Genomic DNA, 18,339 nt, shown 5'->3' on the forward strand with positions numbered 1-18,339 from the left:
GTTATAAAATTTCTTGTGGTTTAAACTGGATGCTATCTAAAGTAGCTTTTATAGGTTCTATATAATTAAAAAATTTCGGTCTAAGACTATCAGACAAAGGTTTTGATGCGGGAAGATCTTGTTTAAACGGATCTACTTCTCTCCCGTTTTTCCAGAATCTGTAGCAAACATGAGGACCACTGGTGTTCCCTGTCATTCCAATATACCCGATTACATCGCCTTGTCGTACAAACTGTCCAACTTTTACGGCTTGTCTACTCATATGTAGGTATTGCGTGTCATAGGTAGCATTATGTCTTATTTTAACATATTTCCCGTTTCCTCCTCGTCGTTCTGATTTTGTGACAATGCCATCTGCAGTTGCTAGTATTGGTGTGCCAATGGGTGCCGCAAAATCTGTTCCTCGATGGGGTCGAATTTTATTGCCGTAGTATTTAATTCTCCTTCTCAAGTTATATCGAGAAGATATTCTACTAAATTTTACTGGCGCTCTAAGAAATGCTCTGCGTAGATTGTTGGCTTCGCTATCAAAATAATCTATCGTATTGTTTATAGAATCGTCTTGAAACCTAAATGCATAAATAGGTTTCCCGCGATGTTCAAAGTAGGATGCCTTAATCTGATCGATTCCGGCAGGAATGGTATCATCAATAAATTTTTCAGTGTATAGTACTTTAAATCGATCTCCTGCTTGCAACCTCGTAAAATCGATTGTCCAGGCATAGATATCAGATAGGTTATACGCTACCAAAAAATTAAGATCCAAATCATCAAAAGTCTGCATTAGACTACTGTATATCGTACCTGATGCTATTTTTTCAACCAGGGTTACGGGTTTTTTTCGCTTCTGTATGGTAATACTATCCCTAAAATCAATAACAGTGTACTCTATTTTATTATTTTGATATACAAATACCTGAGCCTTTTCGGTGGTATCTTTAGATTTTAATAAGGTATAGGGTTTACCGGCCATAATACGTGCTACGTTAAACGTATCTTTTATTTTGTTGGTTATCTCGAATACTTTGGCTCTACTAATGCCATGACTATCCATGATAGCACCAAAACTATCACCGGGTTTAATAGTGTCTTTAACTACAGTAAAATCATCTAGTACGTATCCAAATTCCATAATAACCGGCGGAGTTTCTTCTTTCTCAATCACTTCAGGAACGGTAACCTTTGCTTTCTCTTTTTCTTTTTGACACGAACATACAACTACTATAAGCAGTAGTAGATAACCTATTTGCTTCAACTGACAACTATTTTATTGGCACCGCCACAGGGTATCATATCCCTAGGCTTGCCTCGAAATTAAAAATCTATTTCTTACGAATGCCTCGTGGACTTGCCCTCGAGGTGATTTACTTTGTGGTATTAAATTGATGAGCGACCCATTGCTGTCCCCAAGTTTCTTTTTCCGTTTGACTCCAAAGATTAGGAAAAAACATAATTCTTTGAAAACTTGGAGGTAAAAACTTTTTCCAATTTGTTCCACCAGTAGCCAAAACTTCACCTTCCTCTTTGTTAAGATATCTGAAAGCTGCGCCCATGTGCATTAATAACCAATTAATATTCACATTGGTATCAAAAGTACGTAATGCTTCGATAAGCTGCACATTATTTTGCTCTTTTTCTGGAAGTTCTAGGTATTTATGATAAATCGTACTTTGTTGTACCTGTTTTGCTGTGCGCATCATTCTTGGGGTGTAGCGGTACTCGAATTGTTTGAGCGTGAGTGTTTTTTCGCCAGTTTCTACGTTGGTAGCGCCAGATTTCCAGTAGAGATATTCAAAAACCGTTTCTAAAGAGTCTTGCTCTGAAAACCGATCTCTTTCTTTGGCATGAACAAGATGGACAAGTGGTGTGGCATAGATTTCTATGAGTCTAAATTGTACAGACTGGAATCCGCTGGCGGGTAGAAGCGACATTCTATAGTTAAGAAATTGATCTCTATCCATACCTTTGATCATCACATCGAATGAATTGATCAACACTCTGAAATATCGATTGATTCGGTCTAGTTTTGTGATAAAAAAAGTAGCGGTTTGTAATTTGTCATCTATGATCTGTTTAAGCTCGTGTATAATAAGCTTAAAATAAAGTTCTGTAATTTGATGGTACGTGATAAAGATCTCTTCGTCTGGGAAATGAGTTCTCGGAATCTGTAAGCTTAGTAGTGTATCTAAATGAATATAATCCCAATAAGTTAAATAGCGATCATGAAGCAGGCCATCTAGATATGATCCTAAATCCTGTCCAGAATTTTTGAATTTTTTTTCTAATTGCTCTATTTTTTTTGCAATTTCTGGTCTTATAGGTTGGTTCATCAATCTACCACAATTTTAAACGGATGTTTGAGTCCTTTAAATGCATCCAAATCTGCTTTTATAGACCCTACCAAAATTTCGGCTTTTATTCGTACTGGCATTCGATTATCATCATCGCTTACCCATACCGTCATACTTTCTTCTTCTTTAAAAATTCGATTGGCCTGTACATAAGGTCTAAATTTGAGACAGGCAATTTTACCCATTTTGGTACTAAGTACTTCTTTTCCTAGAAACTTTAATTTAAAACGATAATTTTCTCTGTCAAAAAACATATTAACATACTGCTCGTCACCTTTTTTTAATGAAGATGTTTTAATATTATTTCTTAAATAATAGAAAGAAGACATCATGTCTTGAACGTTGTCGTGAGTAGCAAACGTATTTTTGGTATTGCGTTTTTTGTCATGAACCAGTGCCTGGGCATTTTGATGATCAAATTTGATTTCGATATCTTTGGTATACCCTCCTTCATTAATTTTTCTAATAAATTTATAGGGTTTTACTTCGTTTCTATCGATATATGTTTCATAATAATCCTCGACCTTAAAAAACAAACTTAGAAAACCAGAAGACTTACCAGCTCCCGCAATATGGCGAACAGGTTTACCGTCGAGAACCTCATCTTTCACTTCTATAGTGGCATAGCTCGCGGTAAAAATCCCATAATGAATTCGAAACCTAAACCATTCACCCGAATCAAATGCGCTGTGAGCATCTTGCGCATATATAGAAGGCGAGAGCACAAGTAAAAATATAATTAATAATAACCTTTTCATGGTATAAGACATTTTGTTATTTGGTGCAATACTTTATCACATGATAACAATATCTATTCCAAAAGTACTATTTAATGCTATGACATAAAAATGAATACTGTTATAAAAACATAAAGGAAAACAAAAAAGAGAGCCACCACAGCTCTCTTTTTTTACTTTTATTAACCAACTAAAAACTTAAATTATGAGAATAATTATTGTTTTAGATATAAACGGTAACCACCCCGTTTACACTACAAAGATGAACTTTTTTTGCATAATTATCAATCGAAAACGTTTTTTTATTATCAACTTTAACAAAAACTTATGTAAAAAATTACAATAGTTCAATTTTGGCGTGATATCTACCTATTTATTTGAGAATTATTAAACCCGGTTTATGTATTAGAATGTCGTCATGAGGTTTGAAAATGCCATAAAACCAAGTGTTTTCTAAGTTTCAGCGTAGCACCGCTACGGTGACACTTAAAAATATAACGTAGTGCTTGGTTTTGCAGCAGTTTCAAGCCGTAATAGATTTTCTAATACATAAAGCGGGTTTAACCCGGTTAAAGCAATTAGCGCTTTGGTATTACAAAGTTCCTCGTTGCTCTTGCTCTCGCTCGATAGCCTCGAATAGGGCTTTAAAATTACCTTTTCCAAAAGATTGTGCACCTTTGCGTTGTATGATTTCAAAAAACATAGTGGGTCTATCTAATACAGGTTTCGTAAAGATTTGAAGGAGATACCCTTCATCATCCCTATCAATTAGAATACCTAACTCTTTTAATGGTGCCAGATCTTCGTCAATTTCTCCTACTCTATCCAATACAGTTTCATAATAGCTAGCAGGAACAGTAAGAAACTCTACACCCCTTTTTTGAAGCGCGGTCACTGTTTCGATGATATTATCGGTTGCGAGCGCCATATGTTGTACACCCGCACCGTTATAGAAATCAATATATTCTTCAATTTGAGATTTTTTTCTCCCCTCTGCAGGTTCATTTATAGGAAACTTAATACGACCATTTCCATTACTCATCACTTTACTCATCAAAGCCGTATATTCTGTAGAAATATCCTTATCATCAAACGAGACCAATTGCGCAAAACCCATTACTTTAGCATAAAATTCGCACCACTTATTCATTTCGTTCCATCCCACGTTGCCAACCATGTGATCGATGTACTTCAATCCGGTAGCTTCTGTTTCGTACGACTTATTCCAGGGTATATATCCTGGTAAAAACGTTCCGGTATAATTTTTTCGTTCAACAAAAATGTGCACCGTTTCGCCATAGGTATGAATTCCTGAAAACACAACACTACCATGCTCATCATCTTCTGTTTTAGGTTCTAGATATGATTTGGCGCCTCGTTTTATAGTTTCATTATAGCTTTTGGTAGCATCATCTACCCATAGCGCAACTACTTTTACTCCGTCACCATGTGCATTGATGTGGTTATTTATTTCTCCGTCTGGCTGTAGAGGAGAAGTAAGTACTAATCGAATTTTGTCTTGTTGAAGCACATAAGAAACACTATCGGTTCGACCGGTCTCTAATCCTGCATAAGCAATAGGCTGAAATCCCCATGCGGTTTGATAATAATAAGCAGCTTGTTTGGCATTGCCTACATAAAGTTCTACATAATCGGTTCCTAATAAAGGTAGAAAATCTTCTGCTTGTGGAACTACTTTTTCTAAATCTTGTGGTTTTATATGGGTTGACATAATGATGTTAATTAGGTAATGTGTTACTTATATAATTAGAAAATGTTCTCTATGGAACAAACTGTTAAATAATCTCAAAATAAGAGATTACCACATTGCTCTTAAATGAGCGCTTATATCAATTCTATACTTCAATATTTTCTTATGAACTATTCTAACCAAGACTTATGATACTCTTCGTCAGCTATTTGCATGGCTTCTTCAGTTACCTTCAGCGGCTTAAACGTATCCACCATTACAGCCAATTCGTCTGTTTTGGTCTGACCAATACTTCGTTCTACAGCTCCTGGGTGTGGTCCATGCGGAATTCCGGCAGGATGCAAAGAAATATGTCCTGCATCAATGTCATTTCTGCTCATGAAATCTCCATCTACATAATATAAAACTTCGTCGCTGTCAATATTGCTATGATTGTACGGTGCTGGTATACTATCGGGGTGGTAATCATAAAGCCGGGGTACAAAAGAACATACTACAAAAGCATCAGTTTCAAAGGTTTGATGTACCGGTGGGGGTTGATGTATTCTACCGGTGATAGGTTCAAAATCATGTATCGAAAAAGCATAAGGAAAGTTATAGCCGTCGTAACCAACTACATCAAAAGGATGTGTTGCATATATCATTTCAAAAATTTCATCTTGTTTTTTTACTTTTAGCAAGAAATCGCCTTTTTCATCATTAGTTTCCAATTCATACGGTGTTCTAATGTCACGTTCGCAAAACGGTGAATGCTCTAGTAACTGACCAAACCAATTACGATATCTTTTAGGGGTATAGATAGGTCGTCGTGACTCGACTATGAACAAACGATTATCAGTAGTATCAAAATCTAGTGTATAAATAGTACCTCTCGGAACCAGAATGTAATCCCCGTATTTGAAATCGAGATTACCCAAATGGCTTCTAAATTTTCCGCTGCCTCGATGCACAAAAATCAGTTCATCGGCATCTGTATTTTTATAAAAATAATCGGTAATCGATTGTTGTGGCGCTGCCAAAATGATACTTACATCACTATTGGTCAATACTGTTTTTCTACTTTGTACGTAGTCTGTTTCTGGTTTTACTTTAAAACCGTGAAAGCGATATGATTTTATATTGTTTCCGATAGCGATCTTGGGAGCAACCGAGTAGTTTTTTTTAATTTCTTTTACCTGCGTGGGTCGATGGCAGTGGTAAAGATTGGTCGACATGCCATCAAAACCTATGGTTCCAAATAATTGCTCGTAATATAAGTTGCCATCTTGTTTTTTAAAGATGGTGTGACGTTTGGGAGGTATTTTTCCTAAAGTATGATAAAATGGCATAGTTCTTAGATGTTAAGGAATGGATTACTTGCTTAAAATAGTAAATAACAATACTGCCTTATTCGGGATTCCGTTTAATAAGGTAATGTAGAAATAGTAATAAATCCTGCCAAAATATGCTCATAATATACAAATATCGTAAATATTTCTGTTAATAATACAGAAAGCTGAAAGAGAAAAGAATAAAGATTTGATGATCTTAAATGAGTTCATTAAAACCAAAAACCTACACTAAAAAACCATGTGCTTTCATCAAGTTCTGGAGAATAGGTATATTTCACCTGCACGGGGCCTGCAAATGTTTCTAACCCGTATCCTAATGCATATCCAGAATATTCGGGATCCTCGAACCATCTTCCTGTACTGAACAGCTTATTACCTACATTGGCAAAATTAGCGGATACATTAATGTGATTTTTTTTGAAAATTTCGTAATCCAATGTGATCAATCCTTTCATGAAACTTGATCCGGCGATGCTTAAAAAATCATATCCATAAAAAGGAATAAAATTATTAATTGTTTTTGCTCCAAAACCTCCTAACAAAAAATCTAAAGAATTGATAGCATTATTACCGATTTTGGTACCGGCCTCTAGACTTATATTCAAGGCTATATTTTGAAATAGAGGACGGGCATACCCCAGATGTGCCTTGGCTATAGAAAACTCATCAAATGTATTGGTAAAGTCTGAGGAGAAGAGATAGGTGTGAATGTCTCCTTCAAATAATATCCCGCGCTTTGGAAAATATTTATTATCATACGTATCAAATTTTAAGTATCCAAAAGCACTCCAATAATCACTGTTCTCGAAGACAGTTCTTGGAACTTGATCTTCATCTTCTCCAAAAGTATCTGAAATGATTTGTAACCTTTTATATTCGGCACCCAGGCCTAGAGAAAATGTTTGGTTTAACAAGGTTTCGGCATAGGCCTGAACGGTATGATCTGTGTAAGTAACATCGATCGTATTGATGTCGAGATCAGGAATTTCTCTAAATTGCCCTATAAAACTAAAATCAAAATCTTTTTGAAAGTTATTGTATTCGTATTTCAACCCTGTACTCCAATAAAAACCTTTATCAATGTAATAATCTAAATTGTAGCGAACATTATCCCCTAAAGCTACATCGAGAGAAAGCACATCATTGTTTACCAATAAGCTTTTTCTGGTAACATTAACTAGTGCAGCCGTTTGATAAAGATCGTCATAATGTAAGGCAAACCGCAGTAACATTTTATTGTCACTTTCTTTTACGTTAAGAGCCAGTTCTTTGCCTTGATCCCCATCGATCAATCTGTGGCTTACTCTATCAAAATTTCCTGTAGCCGATAAGTTATTGATTCCTTCGTTTAATTTTTCATACGTAGTGACTCTAGGCGTTTGTAACTTAAGTTTACCTCGTATATATGCTCTGGTATATCTTTGATTTCCAGTAATATAAAGTCCGTTAATAAGTAGGTTCTCAGAATTTTCAGGAACTTTTTCTTTAGGTTTAGAGGGTTTTTGCTGCCGAGCGATTGCTTTTAATTTTTCAGATTTCAAAGCGGCAGCTTTTTCTCCACTTTTAATAATTTCGTTGGCTTTGTCAAAAGACATCACAGAAAAATCCATAATCGCAGGCTTTATATAGATATCGGTTTGTGCAACCTTGTCTTTCATCGCATTAAAGGTCCTGAAATTACTGATTTGTAACATGATATTGGTCAAAGAATTTAATTCACCTTGTGGTAGCAAACTATCCTGAACGTCGATCCCTATTACTATTTCGGCTCCTTTTTCTTTTATTTCGTTTACGGGATAATTATTAGATACGCCACCATCTGTCATTAAAACTCCATTTAATTCAACAGGGCTAAAGATAGAAGGTAACGCCCCGCTGGCGGCAACAGCTTCTGGCAAATACCCTTTGTCAAGCAATACTTGCTGACCAGTTTCAATATTGGTAGCCATACAGAAAAATGGAATTGGGAGGTCATCAAAATCGTTAATGTCGTTCACGTGTGCTGTAAATCTCGAAAACTGATTGTAAAAATTTTGTCCTTTGGATAATCCTTGCGGTAATCCTATTTTGAAGTTATCAAAAGGAAGGGTGATTGCATATTTCTCGGCATCTTCTCTTTCATAAAACGTTTTTGCATCCCGGGGTAACAAATCTTGGATAAACGTATCGAAGTTTACCGATCTAAATATAGAATCTAACTCTTTTGCTCGATATCCTGATGCATATAGTGCACCTACGATAGCGCCCATACTAGTTCCTCCTATGTAATCTATACGAACTCCTGCATCTTCTATAATTTTTAAAGCGCCGATATGTGCCAGGCCTTTGGCTCCGCCACCACTAAGAACTAAACCTACCTTAACATCCTTGTTTTGAGCATCATCACGACTTTGTATTGGTATCTCATCTTGAGATTGATGCGTCTGAGGGAAAAAACAAATCAGAAATACCGATATTCGAACTAGATAAATCCTTAAAACGTCTCGTATATACACCGTTATTCCTTTTTAGAAAGATAAAAATTAAATATTTTGGTTGCGCGCGATTGTCCCACTACTTGGGTAAGCTCATTTATCGAAGCTTTTTGAATTTTTTTTACCGATCGAAAATGTTTCAATAGTTCTATTACTGTTTTTTCACCAACACCGGGTATAGCATCTAACTCTGTGTCTAAAGCCGATTTGCTTCGTTTTTGCCTATGAAATGTTATTCCGAAGCGATGTGCTTCGTTTCTCAGATGTTGAATGACCTTCAGGGTTTCTGATTTCTTGTCTAAGTATAAAGGAATAGTATCACCGGGGTAATAGATTTCTTCTAGTCTTTTGGCAATACCAATAATAGTAGTTTTTCCTCTGATTCCAAGGGTGTCAAGAGCTTTTAAGCCAGAAGAAAGTTGTCCTTTTCCACCATCGACGATAACCAGTTGAGGTAAGGGTTCGTTTTCATCAAGCAATCGTTTATACCTGCGATAAACAACTTCTTCCATAGAAGCAAAGTCATTAGGACCTTCTACGGTTTTGATATTGAACTTCCTGTAGTCTTTTTTACTTGGTTTTCCGTCTTTAAAAACTACACAAGCAGCCACCGGGTGTGTACCCTGGATATTCGAATTATCAAAACATTCTATGTGTCGGGGCTCTTCAGGCAATCGTAAATCCTTTTTCATTTGACCCATTAAGCGTTTAACATGGCGGTCTGGATCTATGATTTTAATTTGTTTAAAACGTTCTTGTCTAAAATATTTGGCATTTCGCAAAGACAGATCGACAATTTTTTTCTTGTCTCCTAACTGCGGTACTGTGATTTTTATATGTTCACCTACATCAACTTCAAAAGGAACATAAATCTCTTTTGACTTAGAATTGAAACGTTGGCGCAATTCTATGATCGCTAATTCTAATAATTCTTTATCAGTTTCTTCCAGCTTTTTTTTAATTTCAGTGGTGTGAGATCGTATGATTGATCCATACGAAAGCTGAAAAAAATTGACATAGCCAAAAGACTCGTCTGAGATGATCGAAAAAACATCGACATTGCTAATTTTTGGGTTGACTACAGTAGATTTTACCTGATATTTTTCTAATACTTCTATTTTTTCTTTAATTCTTTGAGCATCTTCGAACTCCATTTTTTTGGCATGGTCTGCCATTTGATGTTTAAATCGATGCAACGATTCTTTAAAATTCCCTTTTACGATTTGTCTTATAGCATTAAGGTTTTGATTATATTCACCTTCATCCTGAAAACCTTCACAAGGACCTTTGCAGTTCCCCAAGTGATACTCAAGGCAAACTTTATATTTGCCGTTATCTATTTTATCCTGAGATAAATCATAGTTACATGTTCTAAGCTGGTACAGCCCTTTAATGAGATCTAATAATGTATTTACAGTTTTAAAGTTGGTGTAGGGTCCGTAATACTCTGATCCGTCTTTAATTAAATTTCTAGTAGGAAAAACTCTGGGAAAACGTTCATTCTTTATACAAATCCAAGGATAGGTTTTGTCATCCTTAAGCATAACATTAAAACGAGGTTGGTGTTTTTTAATCAGGTTGTTTTCTAATAATAAGGCATCGGTCTCTGTATCGACGACTATATGTTGTATCGAATGAATTTTTTTTACAAGAATTTTGGTTTTGTAGTTATCGTGATTCTTTGTGAAATAAGAAGCTACTCTTTTCTTTAAATTTTTTGCTTTACCAACATACAACAACCTACCTTCTTTATCATAATATTGATACACTCCCGGACCAGAAGGTAATGTTCTAAGTTGTATGTCTAATGAGGCGTTTTGCATTTATAGGGTAAATTTAAGAGTTTACGGCAATTTATGAATACAGTTTTAAAGTTTAAATTATGTTAAACCGGATTCTTCTAAGCTTAAAATTTCCTTTTTTACGAGATTTATTTAAATATCTATAACGGTATGGCGCGTTTTGATTTTTATTACATTAGTAGTTCTAAATGAAAACGGTTATTTTTTAGGAACGCATGAAGGAAATAATTGGTCGTACAGACAAAGTTGATTTTCCAATCTTAGAATTATCTAATATCAATGCAAAAATTGATACAGGAGCATATACTTCTGCGATACATTGTATTGATATTCGGGAAGTGGATAAAACATTGCAATGTACATTTCTAGATGCCACCCACCCAGAGTACAACGGTAAAAAATTCATATTTAAAAATTATGATATGACTGCCGTGAAGAGTAGCAATGGAAAAATTGAAACACGTTTTGCCATACGAACTCAAATTCAAGTATTTAATAGATCTTATCCTATCACTTTTACGTTATCTCCCCGTGATGATATGCGTTTTCCTGTATTAATAGGGCGCAGATTTTTGAGTGGAAAATTTTTAGTCGATCCCCAGTTAGAAAATCAGTCTTACAATTTAAAAACGAAATGAATATTAAAATTTTGTCGCGCAGTACGAATTTATATTCTACCCATGCTCTAGTTCAAGCTGCAGTAAAACGTAAACACAACGTGCAAGTGATCGATCCTTTAAGTTGTGATATAGTTATTGAACGGCAAAAGCCAGAAATCTATTACCGAGGTAGAAAACTAGATCATGTTGATGCAGTAATACCTAGAATAGGAGCTTCTACTACTTTTTATGGTACCGCTGTAGTGCGGCAGTTCGAGATGATGAATGTATTTACAACCCTAAGTTCACAAGCATTGATCCAATCCAGAGACAAGCTACGCAGTTTGCAGGTCTTGTCAAAGGCAGGACTTGGGTTACCCAAAACGGTATTTACTAATTATTCGAAAGATGTTTCTGAAGTTATTTCTCATGTAGGCGGAGCTCCTTTAATTATAAAACTTCTTGAAGGTACCCAAGGATTAGGTGTAGTTCTTGCAGAAACAAAAACTGCTGCCGAGTCGGTTTTAGAGGCATTCAACGGTTTGCAAGCCAGAGTAATCGTTCAAGAATTCATCAAAGAAGCCAAAGGAGCAGATATCAGAGTTTTAGTGGTAGACGGCCAAGTAGTGGGAGCTATGAAAAGGCAAAGCAAAGCAGGAGAATTTCGATCTAACCTGCATCGTGGTGGTACGGCGAATGTGATACGACTCACTCGACACGAAGAGCAAGCAGCAATTATGGCTGCTAAAACCTTAAAAATGGGGGTTGCTGGTGTCGATATGTTGCAAAGTAAAAGAGGACCACTTATTTTAGAAGTTAATTCTTCTCCAGGACTGGAAGGCATAGAAAATGCCACCGGAAAAGATATTGCAAAATCAATTATCAAATATATCGAAAGAAAGAATCAATAACATGAGTGAAACAAGGGTAACCAAAGATGTGCTCAATATATTGGGAGAAGAAGTTCCTTTGGGATGTAGTAAAACAATTAATTTTAACATTGCAAAGCTATATACCTCGACCAAGGTAGAAATTCCGATCATCATCGAGAGATCCAAAAAATCGGGTCCAACAGTGCTTATTACTGCGGGAATTCACGGTGACGAAATTAATGGCGTAGAAGTCGTTCGACAGATTATAGCTAAAAAAATTAATAAACCCGTAAAAGGAACAATTATATGCATTCCTGTACTTAATGTATTCGGTTTTTTAACAATGAATCGATTTTTTCCTGACGGGCGTGATTTAAACAGAGTATTTCCGGGTACAAAAAATGGGTCGCTTGCAAGTCGATTTGCCTATCAATTTGTTACTGAAATATTACCCATTGCCGATTTTTGTCTTGATTTTCATACGGGTGGTGGTAGTAGATTTAATGCACCTCATATCAGAATAGACCCTAGCAACAAAAAATCTGTGGCTATGGCCAAAATTTTTAATGCACCATTTACGCTACTTTCTAAAAACCTCGACGGATCCTACAGGGCTACCTGTGCCAAAAAAGATATAGACATTTTATTGTTTGAAGGTGGAAAATCACAAAACAGTAATAGGGATATTGCCAGAGAAGGGGTGTATGGCACTATGCGTGTGTTACATTATTTAGAAATGTTACACCCCAAATTTGAAATGCCCGATACCATTAACGATTCTATCGTCATCAAAAAAAGTAACTGGCTTCGTGCAAAATATAGTGGATTGCTGCATATTAAAATACCAATTGGCAAGCATGTCGAAAAAGGAGAAATGCTGGCGACTATTACAGATCCATACGGAAAAATGAGACATATTGTGAAATCGAGTAACGATGGTTATATTATTAATGTGAACGAAGCACCTATTGTATATAAGGGGGATGCGATATTTCGCATTACTACTGAGTTAGAAGAATAATGAAAAAAATAGAACTCCGTCAAAAATACAAACAGTTACGTTCTCAATTAGACCAAGAAAAAATTGATAGTTTAAGTATAGATATCGCTAATCGACTATTAGCATTACCCATATGGGACAAAACCTATTATCATATTTTTTTACCAATATCCAGGCAAAAAGAAATCAATACAGAGTTTGTTTTGCATATTTTGCAAGGTAAAGACAAAAATGTACTTGTTCCTAAAAGTAATGGCGATAATCACACCCTTGATCATATTTTACTAACCGATACTACCAAATTAGAAATAAATTCATTAGGTATACCCGAGCCGGTAGAAGGAATTATGATTTCAGAAGATAAGATAGAGGTAGTATTTGTACCTCTTTTGGCCTTTGATAAAAAAGGAAACAGAGTAGGGTACGGAAAAGGTTTTTATGATACGTTTTTAGCAAAATGCAGCCCTGAAACCATTAAAATTGGTCTTTCTTTCTTTAGAGCAGAAGAGTGTATAACCGATATTTTTTCTTTGGATATACGACTAGACTTTTGTGTGACTCCTCTAGAATTATATAGTTTTTAACCCTGGTTTAATACTACTTCCACTTTAAAATTGCTCATCAAAACCTGCCTGCCCGGCGGATGGCAGTCAGGATTGCCCTTTGCCGTTTATACTTCAACATAAAAAGCAACCATAGCCTACGACTATGATTGAGTTTTCTTTTTTGTCTAAACAAAAAATGACTGTTTTTTATTTGAGCAACTTTAAAGTAGAACTGGTATAAGAATAAATTACCATTTTTTGTTATCGAAGATAGTTTATAGTATATTTCGGTTATCTATGTATAACCCCTAACATGTCCCAGAATATAGAAAGCGTCTGCATTATCGATGATGATAGTATGTATATCAGTTTATTAAGTAAAATTATTAAATTGAAACAGCTGTCTGAAACTATCATTGTATTTAATAACGGTCGAGAAGCTATGAATTTTTTTCAGGAATCTATAACTACTTCATCCATTCCAGGAGTACCACAAGTTATTTTCTTGGACCTTAATATGCCGATTATGGATGGATGGGAATTTTTGAACGAATTTTCTAAGATTAAACATCAATTTGATGAAAAAATTAATCTTTATGTCGTAAGCTCTTCTATTGATGAGCGTGATATTAAAAGAGTCAAATCTATAGCATGGGTAAGTAACTACCTGGTAAAACCTATTACAATAGATAATTTGGAGAGATTATTAAAATAGTGATAACTATTCGACCTGAGCTTCGTTTTGCTTTGGAAACGCTTTTTTATAAAATAGGATAAGCAAAAATACGCCCACACTTATGGCAGAATCTGCAATATTGAATACAGGATCAAAGAATGAGAAATGTTGACCCCCAAAAAAGGGTATCCATTCTGGTAAAATGTCATCATATAGCGTAAATTGAAGCATATCTACCACCTTACCGTAAAAAATGCTTTCATATCCTCCTCCCTCTGGTAAAAAACTGGCAACATTTATATTTGTGCTTTCTCCAAAAAGTACCCCATAAAAAAGGGAGTCAATAATATTACCCAAAGCACCGGCAAATATCAGCGCAATACAAAATGTAAGTACAGCAGGGCTATTTTTACGAACAGCATCATATAACCAATATCCGATACCCGTAATAGCGACTAACCTAAATAGTGTTAGTACAAGTTTACCATAGTTACCCGGTAATTCAAAACCCCAGGCCATTCCTTTATTTTCTACAAACACAATACGAAACCAACTGAATACTTTGAATTCTTCATGAAGATTGAAATGAGTCTTGATGTAAATCTTACTAATTTGATCGAGTAATAAGATGATAACGATCACTACGATAGATTTCTTTAAGGACATAAATAAACGGGTTTGCCTTGGTATTAAAAGTGCCGGACAAAAATAGTGTTTTATTTCGTTATACAAACACTTATCTGTTTGCTTATAACTGAAATAGTCAAATAAAAAAGCATCCCTGTTCTTCATGTCTCAGACAAGGATGCTTTTAATAACACCTAAAGTATATTTTCTACTGCTTTCTAATAAAGATACTTCCACTTATGGTTTTAAGAAGCAATTCGCTATTGGCACTACCAAAAGTCCCGGTTACTTTACTTCCTACCACTCGATTTTTTCCCTGATCAAACTCCATATCTTTATCAGAGTAAATCATTCCAGAAACGGTTTCTGCTTTAAGACGAGACCTGGCTACATTAATATCGATATCTCCACTGATCGTTTTAAGATTTAGGTATCCATCATATTTTTTGATGTCGATATTACCACTTATGATATCTACGATAAGTTCTCCCTGATAATTTTCAGATTGTACGCTCCCTGATATACTTTTTACTTGTAATCTCATGTTTCTTGGTACATAAAGGGTATAGAAAGCCTCAATATTTAAGTTATTACAAGGGTCCCAATTGTTTTCTTTGTTGGATTTACGCTCTTTCTTCCACATGTCAAACAAGTCACCATAATCTGATTGGATATCCAAAACCGATGAAGAATTGTCTATTTTGAGATTAAAATAATCGTCAAATTCTCCTTCTCTTACACTTACTTCAGCTTTTAGATAAACATCATTTTTGTCCCAGGTTTTAATCACGATATCTTCGGCAAATTTAAATGCTACTTTCACTTCTTTGGCAGAGGTATTGATGTTTTTTTCGATTATTTTTTGAGCATTGGTTTGCAATGCAATAAAACAAAACAGGGTTAAGATTAGTACGTTTTTCATTGTTGTTCGTTTTTTGATCCTGATCTTCAATAAAATTTCGGATCAGGGGGATTGATTTTTAACTTCTTTTTTACTTTTTTCGCAGGTATATGTTTCCTGTAGATGATCTAAGGTTTATTTCTACTCCGCCATTATTAAGAGCAGTATTTATGGTTCTTTTTCCTCCTACAATTTTCATATCGTTATCTTCTACCGGGAATTTAATTTCAAAATCGGTGTAAATCTCACCCATTGATGTTTTTAATTCTAAATTGGCCGCAGTGTTCGATGGTAAGCTTACGTCTATAGCTCCAGTTGCCGAGACTAAAGAAATTGGCGAGTTTTGGCTTACTTTGGTAAATACTACATTGATTTCTCCAGTTGCAGTTTTGGCAACAATGGGTCCTGTAACATCTTTAAGTTTGATGTGTCCTACATTGGTGGTAGCTTCGATTTCGGAAGAAAATCCACTAATATTTAGACTTCCTAAATTACTTTTTTCGACTGTGATATTGATTGTGCTAGGAAGGAAAATTTCTAATACTCTACTGTGCATGTTTTTAAGATTTTTGACAATTAGTGTTTCTCCTTCTTGGTCAATATATACACCTATGTTCGTATTATCACTTCCTGCTGCATAAACCGCTTTTAAGCCTTTTGCTTTTTCAGGTGTTTTTCGTTCATCACCAATAATTAAGAGTTCATTTTTGTTATGAGCTTTTACAGTTACTCCTGATGCAGAACTAATCTTTACTTTTTTAACGCCTTGCAGTGATTTAGTATAATCCTGGGCGTTTAATTGCCCAATACATAAGAATGCAACTAATATGATTGCTATTTTTTTCATGACTATTTGTTTTTTGATTGAAATTTTAAATTAAACTTGGTAGACCAATTTTTACTTGGTCTTTAACATAATCAGGAGTTTTTTCTTCCTGAAGTAATTTTTCCATTGAAGGAATTGCGCGCTTTTCCTGAATGGAAACTAATATTTGAATTAATTCAATTTGCATGCTGGGATCTTGTTCTTTATCCAATGCATCGATTAATGCTTTACGAACCATTTCTGAATCTGAAAATTTTGCTAGTGCTTCTGCTGCAGCCAGTCGCACATTGATATGATCATCGTAATGCATTTTATTGACTAAAGCTTTTAGAATGTCATTCCCCGGTTTTTCAAACTCTTCGGCATAATTAACAGCTTGTAATCGTTTGCTGGCCGATTCGTTTTCAATAAGTGAAATGGTCATCGTTTGCTTCATCTCAATTTTTTCTTTTTCCAGAACGGCTATTTCTTTAGAAAAAGATTCGTTATTCTGGTTTTTACCAAAGAAATAGGCAGAAAATACCAGTGCAATGGTAGCGGCTATTTGCAGAGCAGTTTTCCAAGAGTATTTTGATTTTGTTTCGATTGAAACTACTTTGGGGTCATGCAATAACGCTTTTTCTTTTTCGAGCATTTGCTCGAAATCAAGAGTTAATTCTTTTTTAAGCAGTTCTATAGGATCGTTACCAATAGCTTCAAAAACTTCTTTAAGCTGCTGTAAAGAACTGATACAATTTGGGCAATCGCTCAAGTGCGCTTCTAGGTTTTGACGCGTTTCTTGATCCAGATTTTGATCCAGATGATCGATGAGCAGGTCTTCTATTTGCTGACAGTTCATGATATTATATCTTTTGTAAATAATATTCTTTTAATTTATGTATGGCTCTATGCACTTTGGTTTTTACGGCACCTTCAGTAGAGCCGATAATCTCGGCAATTTCCTGGTATTTTATTCCTTGATAGCGATTCATAACAATTAGTTCTTTATCACTTGGGTTAAGTTGTTCCAGAGCAAGATGTAATTGTTCTTTCGTTTCGTTGGCTTCAATACTGTTGTTATCTTGCTGTTCAGTTTTGTATTCTATGCCATCTAGACGCTGATCTTTATTTTTTTGTTTTTGATAATGATCAGAAAATATGTTTCTGGCAATGGTATAAATCCATGCTGAGAACTTTCCTTTTTTATATGAGTTTCTATATTTGATTGCCTTATAAAAAACTTCTTGAGTAATGTCTTGACTTACATCTCGATCCCGAGTCATTTTTAGCAGGAAATTATAGATTCGTACATGATATCTTTCAAATAGAACACTCATCATATCTAAATCTCCGTTAGATACCAGAATCATTAATTCTTCGTCACTTACATTTTTCAAGATGTTACTCTTTTGGTTAGTTTCTATTAATAATACCTTAGTTTTTTAAAAAGGTTACATCAGGATATAAAAAAAGTGCTTCCCAATCCGGAAAGCACTTTAAATGTACAATATTTTACAGCCTGTTAGCTCTGCATATTCTTTGCTTCGATACTTAGCGTAGCGTGAGGAACTAGTTTTAATCGCTCTGGATTAATTAATTTTCCGGTTACACGACAAATACCATATGTTTTGTTTTCTATACGTAACAACGCATTTTTTAAATCACGTACAAATTTCTCTTGTCGAATAGCGAGTTGTGTATTCGCTTCTTTAGACATGGTTTCACTTCCTTCTTCAAACGCTTTAAAGGTAGGTGAGGTATCATCGGTACCATTATTTCCATCATTTTTGTAAGCACTTTGTAGTAATTCCAAGTCTTTTTGTGCTTTTTCCATTTTGTCAACGATTATTTCTCTGAATTTTTCTAAGTCAGAGTCGCTGTACCTTACTTTTACATCTTCTGCCATTT

At 35.1% G+C, this 18,339-nt stretch carries 18 protein-coding genes; 5 read left to right on the forward strand and 13 right to left on the reverse strand.

The window, feature by feature from the left end; translation table 11 throughout:
* Position 1: 1 nt before the first annotated feature.
* The 7 genes from J8281_RS03810 to uvrC form a co-directional block, all read right to left on the reverse strand.
* On the reverse strand, positions 2-1,255 hold the full coding sequence (locus J8281_RS03810) for a peptidoglycan DD-metalloendopeptidase family protein (protein WP_246848963.1): 1,254 nt from the start codon (positions 1,253-1,255) through the stop codon (positions 2-4).
* A gap of 109 nt (positions 1,256-1,364) precedes the next feature.
* Positions 1,365-2,330 carry a tryptophan 2,3-dioxygenase family protein gene (locus J8281_RS03815; RefSeq protein ID WP_210196267.1) on the reverse strand — a complete coding sequence of 322 codons (966 nt, stop codon included), beginning with the start codon at positions 2,328-2,330 and terminating at the stop codon, positions 1,365-1,367.
* Positions 2,330-3,109: a DUF3108 domain-containing protein gene (locus J8281_RS03820; protein ID WP_210196268.1), complete on the reverse strand. Its 780-nt coding sequence runs from the start codon at positions 3,107-3,109 to the stop codon at positions 2,330-2,332. Before J8281_RS03820 ends, J8281_RS03815 begins: the two co-directional genes overlap by 1 nt.
* 571 nt (positions 3,110-3,680) lie before the next feature.
* The gene (gene hppD, locus J8281_RS03825; RefSeq protein WP_210196269.1) at positions 3,681-4,820 is read right to left on the reverse strand and encodes a 4-hydroxyphenylpyruvate dioxygenase; all 1,140 of its coding nucleotides are present in this window, start codon (positions 4,818-4,820) and stop codon (positions 3,681-3,683) included.
* Between the two features lie 149 nt (positions 4,821-4,969).
* Positions 4,970-6,127, reverse strand: coding sequence for a homogentisate 1,2-dioxygenase (locus J8281_RS03830; RefSeq protein WP_210196270.1), 1,158 nt, complete (start codon positions 6,125-6,127; stop codon positions 4,970-4,972).
* 212 nt (positions 6,128-6,339) lie between these two features.
* The gene (locus J8281_RS03835) at positions 6,340-8,625 is read right to left on the reverse strand and encodes a patatin-like phospholipase family protein (RefSeq protein WP_371812578.1); all 2,286 of its coding nucleotides are present in this window, start codon (positions 8,623-8,625) and stop codon (positions 6,340-6,342) included.
* Between the two features lie 2 nt (positions 8,626-8,627).
* The gene (gene uvrC, locus J8281_RS03840; RefSeq protein WP_210196271.1) at positions 8,628-10,427 is read right to left on the reverse strand and encodes an excinuclease ABC subunit UvrC; all 1,800 of its coding nucleotides are present in this window, start codon (positions 10,425-10,427) and stop codon (positions 8,628-8,630) included.
* 194 nt (positions 10,428-10,621) lie between these two features.
* Between uvrC and J8281_RS03845 the strand changes: the two genes are divergently transcribed.
* From J8281_RS03845 to J8281_RS03865, 5 genes are all read left to right on the forward strand, one after another.
* Positions 10,622-11,044 carry a RimK/LysX family protein gene (locus J8281_RS03845; protein WP_210196272.1) on the forward strand — a complete coding sequence of 141 codons (423 nt, stop codon included), beginning with the start codon at positions 10,622-10,624 and terminating at the stop codon, positions 11,042-11,044.
* Positions 11,041-11,916 carry a 30S ribosomal protein S6--L-glutamate ligase gene (gene rimK / locus J8281_RS03850; protein ID WP_210196273.1) on the forward strand — a complete coding sequence of 292 codons (876 nt, stop codon included), beginning with the start codon at positions 11,041-11,043 and terminating at the stop codon, positions 11,914-11,916. Before J8281_RS03845 ends, rimK begins: the two co-directional genes overlap by 4 nt.
* Before the next feature lies 1 nt (position 11,917).
* Entirely contained in the window at positions 11,918-12,898 is a 981-nt protein-coding gene (locus tag J8281_RS03855) for a succinylglutamate desuccinylase/aspartoacylase family protein (RefSeq protein ID WP_210196274.1), read from the forward strand.
* Positions 12,898-13,461: a 5-formyltetrahydrofolate cyclo-ligase gene (locus J8281_RS03860; protein ID WP_210196275.1), complete on the forward strand. Its 564-nt coding sequence runs from the start codon at positions 12,898-12,900 to the stop codon at positions 13,459-13,461. The genes J8281_RS03855 and J8281_RS03860 overlap by 1 nt, the downstream gene beginning before the upstream one ends.
* 274 nt (positions 13,462-13,735) lie before the next feature.
* Positions 13,736-14,137 (forward strand): response regulator, encoded by a 402-nt coding sequence (locus tag J8281_RS03865; RefSeq protein WP_210196276.1) that lies wholly within the window; start codon positions 13,736-13,738, stop codon positions 14,135-14,137.
* A gap of 6 nt (positions 14,138-14,143) precedes the next feature.
* On the opposite strand, the gene J8281_RS03870 is transcribed toward J8281_RS03865, so the two are convergent.
* The 6 genes from J8281_RS03870 to J8281_RS03895 form a co-directional block, all read right to left on the reverse strand.
* On the reverse strand, positions 14,144-14,764 hold the full coding sequence (locus J8281_RS03870) for a lipoprotein signal peptidase (RefSeq protein ID WP_210196277.1): 621 nt from the start codon (positions 14,762-14,764) through the stop codon (positions 14,144-14,146).
* Between the two features lie 169 nt (positions 14,765-14,933).
* Entirely contained in the window at positions 14,934-15,647 is a 714-nt protein-coding gene (locus tag J8281_RS03875; protein ID WP_210196278.1) for a DUF4097 family beta strand repeat-containing protein, read from the reverse strand.
* 70 nt (positions 15,648-15,717) lie between these two features.
* Positions 15,718-16,473, reverse strand: a complete 756-nt coding sequence (locus tag J8281_RS03880) for a DUF4097 family beta strand repeat-containing protein (RefSeq protein WP_210196279.1) — start codon at positions 16,471-16,473, stop codon at positions 15,718-15,720.
* 25 nt (positions 16,474-16,498) lie between these two features.
* Entirely contained in the window at positions 16,499-17,290 is a 792-nt protein-coding gene (locus J8281_RS03885; RefSeq protein WP_210196498.1) for a HEAT repeat domain-containing protein, read from the reverse strand.
* 4 nt (positions 17,291-17,294) lie between these two features.
* Positions 17,295-17,828 carry an RNA polymerase sigma factor gene (locus tag J8281_RS03890; protein WP_210196280.1) on the reverse strand — a complete coding sequence of 178 codons (534 nt, stop codon included), beginning with the start codon at positions 17,826-17,828 and terminating at the stop codon, positions 17,295-17,297.
* A gap of 125 nt (positions 17,829-17,953) precedes the next feature.
* Positions 17,954-18,337 carry a TraR/DksA C4-type zinc finger protein gene (locus J8281_RS03895; protein WP_210196281.1) on the reverse strand — a complete coding sequence of 128 codons (384 nt, stop codon included), beginning with the start codon at positions 18,335-18,337 and terminating at the stop codon, positions 17,954-17,956.
* Positions 18,338-18,339: the final 2 nt, after the last annotated feature.

It is taken from the genome of Aquimarina sp. U1-2 (assembly GCF_017897595.1).
GTDB lineage: Bacteria > Bacteroidota > Bacteroidia > Flavobacteriales > Flavobacteriaceae > Aquimarina.